Origin of the sequence: Pararhodobacter sp. SW119 (genome assembly GCF_017811755.1) — a bacterium.
Lineage (GTDB): Bacteria > Pseudomonadota > Alphaproteobacteria > Rhodobacterales > Rhodobacteraceae > Pararhodobacter.
In genome coordinates, this window is sequence record NZ_JADDJF010000077.1 from 1 (window position 1) to 9,025 (window position 9,025).

At 66.0% G+C, this 9,025-nt stretch carries 11 protein-coding genes, 1 pseudogene and 1 riboswitch; all 12 genes and pseudogenes read right to left on the bottom strand.

What is annotated here, in order from left to right; all coding sequences use genetic code 11:
- A pseudogene (locus IM708_RS19300) lies at nt 1-243 on the bottom strand (hypothetical protein); the annotation flags it as partial.
- 299 nt (nt 244-542) lie between these two features.
- Complete coding sequence (locus IM708_RS19305; protein WP_209428199.1) at nt 543-1,340, bottom strand: ABC transporter permease; 798 nt, start codon at nt 1,338-1,340, stop codon at nt 543-545.
- Complete coding sequence (locus IM708_RS19310; RefSeq protein WP_245243339.1) at nt 1,328-2,005, bottom strand: ATP-binding cassette domain-containing protein; 678 nt, start codon at nt 2,003-2,005, stop codon at nt 1,328-1,330. Before IM708_RS19310 ends, IM708_RS19305 begins: the two co-directional genes overlap by 13 nt.
- A gap of 47 nt (nt 2,006-2,052) precedes the next feature.
- Nucleotides 2,053-2,727, bottom strand: coding sequence for a TenA family protein (locus IM708_RS19315; protein WP_209428202.1), 675 nt, complete (start codon nt 2,725-2,727; stop codon nt 2,053-2,055).
- Nucleotides 2,724-3,668 (bottom strand): ABC transporter substrate-binding protein, encoded by a 945-nt coding sequence (locus IM708_RS19320; RefSeq protein WP_209428204.1) that lies wholly within the window; start codon nt 3,666-3,668, stop codon nt 2,724-2,726. The genes IM708_RS19315 and IM708_RS19320 overlap by 4 nt, the downstream gene beginning before the upstream one ends.
- Before the next feature lie 11 nt (nt 3,669-3,679).
- Nucleotides 3,680-4,633 (bottom strand): HesA/MoeB/ThiF family protein, encoded by a 954-nt coding sequence (locus IM708_RS19325; RefSeq protein ID WP_209428208.1) that lies wholly within the window; start codon nt 4,631-4,633, stop codon nt 3,680-3,682.
- Nucleotides 4,630-5,226, bottom strand: a complete 597-nt coding sequence (locus IM708_RS19330; protein ID WP_209428210.1) for a thiamine phosphate synthase — start codon at nt 5,224-5,226, stop codon at nt 4,630-4,632. The genes IM708_RS19325 and IM708_RS19330 overlap by 4 nt, the downstream gene beginning before the upstream one ends.
- Nucleotides 5,223-5,984, bottom strand: coding sequence for a thiazole synthase (locus IM708_RS19335; protein WP_209428212.1), 762 nt, complete (start codon nt 5,982-5,984; stop codon nt 5,223-5,225). The genes IM708_RS19330 and IM708_RS19335 overlap by 4 nt, the downstream gene beginning before the upstream one ends.
- 4 nt (nt 5,985-5,988) lie before the next feature.
- Nucleotides 5,989-6,186 carry a sulfur carrier protein ThiS gene (gene thiS / locus IM708_RS19340; RefSeq protein WP_209428214.1) on the bottom strand — a complete coding sequence of 66 codons (198 nt, stop codon included), beginning with the start codon at nt 6,184-6,186 and terminating at the stop codon, nt 5,989-5,991.
- Nucleotides 6,176-7,141, bottom strand: coding sequence for an FAD-dependent oxidoreductase (locus IM708_RS19345; RefSeq protein ID WP_209428216.1), 966 nt, complete (start codon nt 7,139-7,141; stop codon nt 6,176-6,178). Before IM708_RS19345 ends, thiS begins: the two co-directional genes overlap by 11 nt.
- Entirely contained in the window at nt 7,134-7,937 is an 804-nt protein-coding gene (thiD, locus tag IM708_RS19350) for a bifunctional hydroxymethylpyrimidine kinase/phosphomethylpyrimidine kinase (RefSeq protein ID WP_209428218.1), read from the bottom strand. Before thiD ends, IM708_RS19345 begins: the two co-directional genes overlap by 8 nt.
- A 54-nt stretch (nt 7,938-7,991) precedes the next feature.
- A riboswitch (TPP riboswitch) is annotated at nt 7,992-8,092 on the bottom strand.
- A gap of 456 nt (nt 8,093-8,548) precedes the next feature.
- The gene (locus tag IM708_RS19355) at nt 8,549-8,983 is read right to left on the bottom strand and encodes a transposase (protein WP_348525008.1); all 435 of its coding nucleotides are present in this window, start codon (nt 8,981-8,983) and stop codon (nt 8,549-8,551) included.
- Nucleotides 8,984-9,025: the final 42 nt, after the last annotated feature.

Sequence of the window (9,025 nt, forward strand, 5' to 3'; positions counted from 1 at the left end):
TGCAACCGCTCGGTGCTCAAGCAACTTTATGGGTCCTGAGCCTAAAGCCGCGCCGAGTTGACGCCGCTCGGCGAGAGCGGCGGCGCGATTGAGCTTGAAGTTCTCCCGGCTGTAGAGATGACGCTCCTGGTTGAAGTGGTTGTGGACGGCGGAGAAGGTCTGGAAGGATCGCATACGCCGGAAGCGCAGCATCGCCTGCTCCAGTCATCTCAACGGTTGGTGCCAATTCTCCGCACGGTTGTCTCAAGGCTGATCTCGACGCCGCGCTCGCGCCCGTCACCCAGAATTCAACATCCGCATAAATGCAAATAACCGGTTAATCGACTTCCAACGCTGCGACATGGACCTGGTGATCCGCTACGGAGCGGGCGAGTATGAGGGCCTGACGTCGCATTGTCTGATGTTGGAAATCGTCGCACCCGTCTGCGATCCCGCCCTGATTGCAGAGAGTCGAAACAGCGGACGCTTGCGGCTCTTGGGCAAGCGGCTTCGATCAGCAAAAGCATCTTTAAAATGGTCCGAGATAACAGAACGTGCTTCATTCAAAATCTACCATAACTCGATCGATCAGAGAATGGCAGTCGTTGCCTCTTCACCTTTTTTTGCGGGCCACTTTGCACGAGTCGTTCCAGCGCCGCAAAGCACAAAAGGCTCATCGAGGCCAGCACGAGAAGAGAGGCGAACATCAGATCTGTTTGCCCGCGCCCGTTTGCCATGAGCATCAGATAACCCAGCCCACGCGACGAGCCCACCCATTCGCCGATGATCACGGCAAAGGGTGCATAGACCACCGCCAACCGCAGGCCCGAGACCAGCGCGGGCAGCGCGTGGGGCACCTGCAGCAGGATGAGCCGGTGCAGGGGCTTGGCGCGCATCATCTGCGCCAAATCGGCGAGCGACGCGGGCAGGCGCATCAGACCGTCAAAAAAGGCCGAGGTGACGGGAAAATAGATCACCAGCATGACGATCACGATCTTGGACGCTGCGCCATAGCCCAGCCATAGCGTCAGGATCGGGGCCAGCGCGAAGACCGGCACCGCCTGCGCGAAAATCAGCATGGGCCGCAGCATCAGCCGAGCGATCGGTGAAAGCGCGAGGTTCAGCGCCGTGGCCACGCCCAGCACCACGCCCGCGGCCAGCCCGGTCAAGAGGTTCGCAACGGTGAAGCGCGCATGTTCCAGCAAGAGCGCGGCATTGTCCCACAGCGCCACGCCCACGCGGGCCGGGCCAGGCAGGATGAAGCGCGGCACGCCGGTCAGCCAGACAACTGCCTGCCACAGCACAAGCGCAACGCCCAGCGCCAGAGCCGCGCGCAACGGGGCCGCGTTCAACCTGCGCATGCCGCATCCCCCTGCAAGCGCGCCAGCAATGCGGCCTGTGCGGCCAGCACATCCGGCGCGCGAAAGTCGCGCGGCGAGGGGGTGTCGGGCAGCGACAGCGTCTCCGCCCCCTCGCGTGCCAGAATCCATGCGCGGTCTGCAAGGCGCAGCGCCTCGAGCGGGTCATGCGTGATCAGGATGACCGTGCGCCCCTTGAGCAGCCTTGCCGCCAGATCCTGCATCGCCAGTCGGGTCGCCGTATCGAGCGCCGAGAAGGGTTCGTCCAGCACCACGACCTGCGCATCCTCGATCAGCACGCGGGCCAGCGCCACGCGCTGACCCTGCCCGCCCGAAAGCTCGGACGGGCGTCGGCGTTCCATCCCGGCCAGCCCCACCTGGGCCAGCAGTTCATGCGCGCGGCCCACGTCTGGTCGCGTACCGCGCAGCCGCGCGCCAATAGTCACATTACGCACCAGATCGGCCCACGGCAGAAGCTGCCCGCCTTGCGCCATCAGCGCCACGCGGCCCGCCAGCGGCAGGCCATCGCCTGCTTCCAGACTGCCCCGCAGCTGCTGCGGCCCCGGCAACCCCGCAATCAGACGCGCGATGGTGGATTTTCCCACGCCCGAAGGCCCCAGCAGGCAGGACCAGCGCCCGGCGGGCATGTCAAGTGAAAGGTTGCGCATCAACGGTGCGTCCCCCATCCACAGGTCGCCCTGAAGGGCCACCGCCGTCATCGCAAGTCGAGCCCCATCTGCCAGAAACCCACTTCCAGCCGGGTAGCCGTCGCGAAACGCTGCGACAAGTGCCCCGCGCGGGGCAGGCTGGCCCAGTCCGGCCCCAGCCGATGCAGCAGTGCCCCGTCGATCAGCGTGCCGACATCACGGCACAGACCCTGATAGTCGTGGCCCGCATAGGTGTTGATCCAGTCTGCATAAGGCCCACCGCTACCCTTCAGCCGCAAGCCGATCTCGCCATAACCCAACACGCAGGGCGCGAGTGCCGCCATCAGGTCGAGGAAACCGCCCGAATAGCCCGATTCCAGCACATAACGCGTATAGGCAACGTTCGCGGGTGCCTCCTCGGTGGCCTCCAGTGCGGCGGCGTCAATGCCTTCGCGCGCACAGATCTGCACATGCAGCGGCATTTCCACATGCGCCAGCGCCTGCACTGTAGCCGAGGCTGCCTGAATCTCGGCGAGCGTCTCGCCCTTGGCCGCGGCGAGCGCCCAGGCGCGGGCAAAATGGATCAGGAAGATGTAGTCCTGCCGCAGGTAGTGCAGGAAATTCGCGCGCGGCAGGCTACCCGTGCGCAGCCCCTCTACAAAGGGGTGGTGCGTGTAGGCCCGCCATGCAGGCGTCTGATCGCGCCAGAGTGAAAAGGCGCAGCCATAGTCTGGTGCGCTCATGGCGTCGCTGCCGTCACGTCGATGGCAAGCGCCTCGACAGGCAAGCCGCCCTGCGTCGCGCCGCGTTCGGCCAGAAACGCCTCGAACCGCGCATAGCGCCCGGCATCCAGTGCCGCAGGACGGGTGGCGAAGCGCGGCCAGGTATCGGCCCAGGCGCGGCGGTTCAGCTCGGTTTGCAGTTCCGATGCTGTGGACGAGAAGATCTCCCAAGCGCGGTCGGGTTGGTTCAGGATGAAGTTGGTGGCCTGTGCCGTGGCCTCGAGAAAGCGCGCGATGGCATCGGCGTTCATGGGCTCGGGATTGGCGACATAGATCAATTCGTCATAAGCGGGCACGCCCTCGGCCTCGGGATAGAAGCAGCGCCCCTCGGTGCCTTCGATCTGAAGCTGGTTCAGCTCGAAATTGCGGAATGCGCCGATCACGCCATCGACCTGCCCTGCCATCAGCGCCGGCGAGATCGACCAGCCGATGTTGATACGCTCCACATCATCCGGCGCCATGCCGTGATGGGCCAGCATCGCATCGAGCATCACCTCCTGCACACCCGCAACGGCAAAGCCAACCCGGCCGCCGCGCAGGTCCGTGAAGTCTTGCGCAGGGCCGTCGGCGAGCACCGCGAGACAGGTCAGAGGCGTGGAAATCAGCGTGCCGACGCGGCGCAAGGGCAGATCGTCATGGCGGCTGAGATGCAGCTGCGGCTGATAGCTGATCGCCAGATCGACGCGGCCTGCCGCCGCCATGCGCGGGGGCGCGTTCGGGTCCGAGGGCGTGGCGATTTCGACTTCGAGCCCGGCATCGGCAAAGTAGCCCAGCTCCTGCGCCAGCACGATCGGCGCATGGTTGGGGTTCACGAACCAATCCAGCATGACGCTCAGCCGGTCCTGCGCCTGCGCGGGCAGGGCAAGCGCGCAGAGGGCAAGGGCGGTGAAAAGGTGTTTCATCGATGGTCCTTTCAGTCGGTGAGCGCCAGCAGGGCGATATCGCCCTGCCAGCGGGATTGCAGGCTTTGGCCCGCGTTGTGCGCGCGAAGGCCCGTGGCGCAGGCCAGCACGACACGGCCATCATCGGGCGGGGTCAGGGAGGCGATGCCCTCTGGCGGGATATGGCGGGCCTGCGCGCAGAAGGGTGCGGCCTCAGCGCGCAGGTCGATCAGCAGGTCTTCCGGGCGGATCTGGCTGCGGGCGATGAAGCGCAAGGGGTGGTGCGGCTCGGGTGCCGCATCGAAGCGAAAGCCGCCCATGCGCCAGACGGCGGCATCAAGGCTGACAAGCAGGCCAAGGGGCGTTGGCGCAAGGCCCAGCAGCCACGACAGCGCCATCTGCGCCTGCAACGCGCCCACGGCCGCCACCACCGGCCCCATCACGCCCGCCGTGGCGCAAGTCGCGCCGCGCTCGGGCAGGTCGGGGAAAATTGCGCGAAGTGATGGCGCACCCCCGCAACAGCCCGCGACATAGCCCGCCTGCGCCAGCGCCGAGGCGGTGATCAGCGGCTTTCCCTGCGCGTAGCAGATGTCCGACAGCGTCAGGCTGGCGGCGAAAGTGTCCGCACAATCGAGCACCAGATCGGCACTGGCCACCAGGGCGGGTGCATTGGCCGGGTCCAACATTTCGCAGCGGGGCGTAAGCGTGACCTCAGGGTTCAGCGCGACCAGGGCGGCTGCCGCCGCGCGCGCCTTTGGCTGGCCGATCTGGTCCATTCGGTAAAGCGGCTGGCGGTGCAGGTTATGTGCTGCGACCGCATCGTCATCGACCAGCGTGATCTGCCCGACACCTGCCCCCGCAAGGTATTGAAGCACCGGCACGCCCAGCCCCCCGGCCCCCACCACCAGCACCCGCGCGCGCGCCAGACGCGCCTGCCCGGCCGCGCCGATCTCTGGCAACACCGTCTGGCGGGCATAGCGGTTCATGCGCAGACCCTCAGCCAGTCCCGCATACGCGCATCTGGGTCAGGGCTCAGCGTGATATCCGTCACGGCCGAGACAATGTCGGCCCCGGCGGCAAAAGCCCCCTCGGCCCGCTCGACACTCATTCCGCCGATCGCGCAGAGAGGGATGTCACCAATCAGCCGCTTCCATTCCGTGATCCGCTCCAGCCCCTGCTGGTGCCACTTCATCTTCTTCAGGATCGTCGGATAGACCGGGCCCAGTGCCACGTAATCGGGCGAAAGGGCCAGAGCAAGGTCGAGTTCGGCATGATCATGCGTAGAAAGACCCAGCCGCAGCCCCGCACGGCGGATGGCAGGGATATCGGCCTCGTCCAGATCCTCCTGCCCCAGATGCAGCCAGTCGGCACCTTCCTCGATGGCGATTTGCCAGTGGTCATTGACCACCAGCGCCGCGCCATGCGCCCGCGCCAACGCCAGCCCGGCTCGAATATCGGCGCGCAACGCTTCTTGAGGGTGGTCCTTGATGCGCAGCTGCACCAGCTTCACGCCCAGCGGCAGCGCACGCTTCAGCCAGGCAAGCGAGTCGATGATCGGATAGAAACGGGGCAGCGTCATAGCCAGGCCTTTCCGATAACCGGGGTCGAGGGTTGGGCCATGTCGCGCGAGTTCATCGGGTCCGCATCCCGTGCCAGTTCGCCCGCCTGCACGCCCAGCGCAAAGGCCCGGGCCATGCCCACCGGGTCGCCAGCCTGCGCTACGGCCGTGTTCAGCAGTACGGCGTCAAAACCCATCTCCAGCGCATCCGCGGCATGGCTGGGCAGGCCAAGGCCGGCGTCGATCACCATGGGCACATCGCGAAAGGCGGCGCGCAGCGTCTTCAGCCCGTAGCGGTTGTTCAGCCCCAGGCCAGAGCCGATGGGCGCGCCCCAGGGCATCAGCACCCGCGCACCGGCATCAAGCAGGCGCGCGGCCAGCACCTGATCCTCGGTCGTGTAGGGAAAGACATCGAATCCATCGGCGGCCAGCGCCTCGGTCGCCTCGAGCAGGCCGAACGGGTCGGGCTGCAAGGTGTCGGCATGGCCGATCACTTCCAGCTTGATCCAGTTCGTCTCGAAAAGTTCGCGCGCCATCTGGGCGGTGGTGATCGCCTCGCGCGCGGAATGGCAGCCGGCGGTATTGGGCAGGATGTGAACACCCAAGCGCTTGACGATGTCCCAGAACGCCCGCCCCTGCCCGCCCTCGCGCCGCAGCGATACTGTGGCAACCGAGGCGCCGGACTGGCGGAATGCGGCCTCCAGCACGGCGGGAGAAGGGTATTGCGCCGTGCCAAGCATCAGCGGGTTGCCAAGCGTGACCCCATAGAAATCGCGCATCCCCTTAGCCCCCCTGCATAGGGGCCAGCACTTCCAGCCGGTCGCCATCCTTCAGCGCGGTGCCCGCGCGCGCGGCCTTCGGCACGAAAGCGCCGTTCAGCGCCGTGGCCACGCGCGCCGGACCCCAGCCCAGTTCGCCCAACGCGTCGGCCAGGGTCGGTCCCGCCACCTCGCGCGCCTCGCCGTTCACCTCAATCCTCATGGACCAGATCCCCCTTTATGCCCCTGGTCAGATAATCGGCGGCCTGGGTGGCCAGCGCTGGCGCCATCAGATAGCCGTGGCGAAACAGTCCGTTCAGATGCAGCACCCGCCCCTGGACGCTCACGCGCGGCACGTTATCGGCAAAGGCCGGGCGTACGTCGGCGCCGGTTTCCAGCACTTCGGCCTCGGCAAAGCGCGCATCAAGCGCATAGGCGGCGCTGAGAAGTTCCAGCACCGCGCGGGCCGAAACGCCGCGCCGGTCGCTGCTTTCCAGTTGCGTGGCGCCCAACATGAAGAGCCCGCCTGCACGCGGCACGATGTACAGCGGATGGCGCGGATGCAGCAGACGCACCGGGCGTGACAGCTCAATTTCGGGCGCGCGTAGCACCACCATTTCGCCCCGCACCCCGCGCAGATCAGGCAGGTCTGCGGCCATACCGCGCGCGTCGATCACCGGGCCTGCAATCTTGTCGGGGGTGACCTCGCCCTGTTCGATTTCGACGCCCCGCGCCGCCAGTGCGGCCACCAGATCGGACAAAGCGCGGCGCGGATCCAGATGCGCCTCGGCGCCAAAGAAAAGCGCGCTCTTATGGTGGGCAAGGTCTGGCTCCAGCGCGGCCAGATCATCCGCCACGCGATGCCCCGATGTGCGGCGCGCAAAACGATCCAACTCGACCCGGTCGCGCTGCAAGGCCAGAACCAGCGAGCCGCGATGTGTGACCTCCGTCACCTCGGCCCAGAACGACGCCGCCCGCTGCCCATGCGCGACAATGACGGGCACGGCAACAGCGCCTTCGCAGAACGGCGCGAGCATCCCGCCTGCCCACCATGAACACCCATGCGGCCCCGGTGCGCCGGCTCGGTCGATCAGGCGCGGGGTCAGCCCCGCCTTACTGAGCGCGTAGGCCGCGCAAAGCCCCGCGACCCCCGCCCCGATGATGGTGATATCACTCATCGCGCCAGACCTCGTGGAAATGATGCACCGGCCCGTAGCCAGACCCGACCCCCAAGCCATCCGCCGCAGCAATCGCGCCCTGAAGATAACCATGCGCGCGGGTCACGGCCTGTTCCAACCCCATGCCAATCGCCAGCCCCGCTGCAATCGCCGCTGACAGAGTGCAGCCCGTGCCATGGGTGTTGCGCGTGGTCTGACGCGGCGCGGTCAGGCGCACCGTAGCTTCCGACATGATCAACAGATCAACGCAAATCGCGCCCGCCCCATGCCCGCCTTTCATCAGCACCGCCCGCGGCCCCATCTTGCACAGGGCATAGCCCTGCCGCGCCATCTCGGCCTCGTCTTGCGCGGGGGCACAACCCAGAAACTCGGCGGCTTCGGCCAAGTTCGGTGTCAGCAGCGTGGCAAGCGGCAGAAGCTCGTGGCGCAGCACTTCCAGCGCCTCTTGCGGCAATAGCCGATCGCCGGATTTCGCCACCATCACCGGGTCCAGGACGATGGGCAGCGCGCGGCCCGCCAGCCCCTGTGCGACCGTGGCAATCGCCTCGCGCCCGCCCAACATGCCCAGCTTGACCACACGCACTGCCAGATCGTCCAATACGGCGTCGATCTGCGCGGCAATCATCGCCGGGCTGGCGGGTTCGACCATCGTGACGGCGCGGGTATTCTGAGCAGTCAGCGCGGTGATGACACTAGCGCCATAAACCCCCAGCGCCGAGAAAGCCTTGAGATCCGCCTGAACGCCCGCGCCGCCGCCCGAATCGGACCCTGCTATGGTCAATGCTACCGGAACCAAGTGCCGCTCCTTGCTGCTGTCACCGGTGCAAGGAAACGGCTGGGACGCAATTTGCCGCGCGTCGTTACCGTTCCCTACGCCGGTATGATCCGGATCAGGTTCGATGGGTTGGCTTTGGCCTCTCAGCCCCGGACGGGGCACCCCAACGGTTATTGGAGTAAGATAACCCCGGCCGATCGCGCTGACAAGGCGCTGATCAAGAACCACCGGAGCCGACTGGGTAAGAACTGAGGAGTAAACCACTTCTTTGGTTGCCGCCCTTCGAGCAAGAAGTTTCTGACGTCATTGGCGTGTGATCGAATGCGGTCGTGGTCAGCTGGTTTTCCCGATCCAGATCTGTTCGATCGTTGCGCCCATTCAGGTCATCGTCTTCTCACACTCCCCTGTCACCGACACTGGCTTGCGACATATGGCTCATGCCGCAGCCACCAGCGCCGGATCCCGGTAATCCTCGCTCTTCGTCATCATTGCCCAGAGTTGCCGCGCCATCTTGTTCGCCAGCGCGATCGCAACCAGCATCTTCGGCTTCCCGGCCAGAATCCGCCCGATCCAACTCTCCGCCGGAACCCTGTGGCGCGCCCGACCCATGATCCGGGTCATCGCCCCGATGATCAGAAGCCGCCGGATGTCGGTCTGACCGGCCTTCGATACCCGCCCAGGCCGCGCCTGTCGCCGGTGGAATGCTGGCGCGGCAGAAGTCCCAACCAAGCCGCGAAGTCTCGGCCACACCGGAACTGCGCCAGCTCGGGAGCAAAGGCCTCGACCGCCAGCGCTGTCAGAGGACCAACGCCTGGCACCGTCTGCAACCGGCGCGCCGTATCGGTCTCAGTTGCGAGCGCCTTCAGCGTCCTGGCCTTCGCCTCGATTCTCTCCGTCTTCTCGGCAATCTGTGCCAGAAGGTCCTGGCATTCCAATATGATCAGGGCCGACAGGTCGCAGGCGGGGTCCTCGACCAGCGCCGCCATCCGTTTCAGATGACCGATGCCGGCAGGAAACACGTGGCCATGTTCTGAGCTCGACTTTGTATGGTTTTCGGTCAGGTCCATGTCCAGAAGATGCCCTCGTTCGCTATGAGCTCGAGGGCATCA

What these genes read in the sequence shown, in the direction of transcription:
- IM708_RS19305 (WP_209428199.1), bottom strand. Translation starts at nt 1,340, where the DNA reads ATGCGCAGGTTGAACGCGGCCCCGTTGCGCGCGGCTCTGGCGCTGGGC.
- IM708_RS19310 (WP_245243339.1), bottom strand. Translation starts at nt 2,005, where the DNA reads ATGCGCAACCTTTCACTTGACATGCCCGCCGGGCGCTGGTCCTGCCTG.
- IM708_RS19315 (WP_209428202.1), bottom strand. Translation starts at nt 2,727, where the DNA reads ATGAGCGCACCAGACTATGGCTGCGCCTTTTCACTCTGGCGCGATCAG.
- IM708_RS19320 (WP_209428204.1), bottom strand. Translation starts at nt 3,668, where the DNA reads ATGAAACACCTTTTCACCGCCCTTGCCCTCTGCGCGCTTGCCCTGCCC.
- IM708_RS19325 (WP_209428208.1), bottom strand. Translation starts at nt 4,633, where the DNA reads ATGAACCGCTATGCCCGCCAGACGGTGTTGCCAGAGATCGGCGCGGCC.
- IM708_RS19330 (WP_209428210.1), bottom strand. Translation starts at nt 5,226, where the DNA reads ATGACGCTGCCCCGTTTCTATCCGATCATCGACTCGCTTGCCTGGCTG.
- IM708_RS19335 (WP_209428212.1), bottom strand. Translation starts at nt 5,984, where the DNA reads ATGCGCGATTTCTATGGGGTCACGCTTGGCAACCCGCTGATGCTTGGC.
- thiS (WP_209428214.1), bottom strand. Translation starts at nt 6,186, where the DNA reads ATGAGGATTGAGGTGAACGGCGAGGCGCGCGAGGTGGCGGGACCGACC.
- IM708_RS19345 (WP_209428216.1), bottom strand. Translation starts at nt 7,141, where the DNA reads ATGAGTGATATCACCATCATCGGGGCGGGGGTCGCGGGGCTTTGCGCG.
- IM708_RS19355 (WP_348525008.1), bottom strand. Translation starts at nt 8,983, where the DNA reads ATGGACCTGACCGAAAACCATACAAAGTCGAGCTCAGAACATGGCCAC.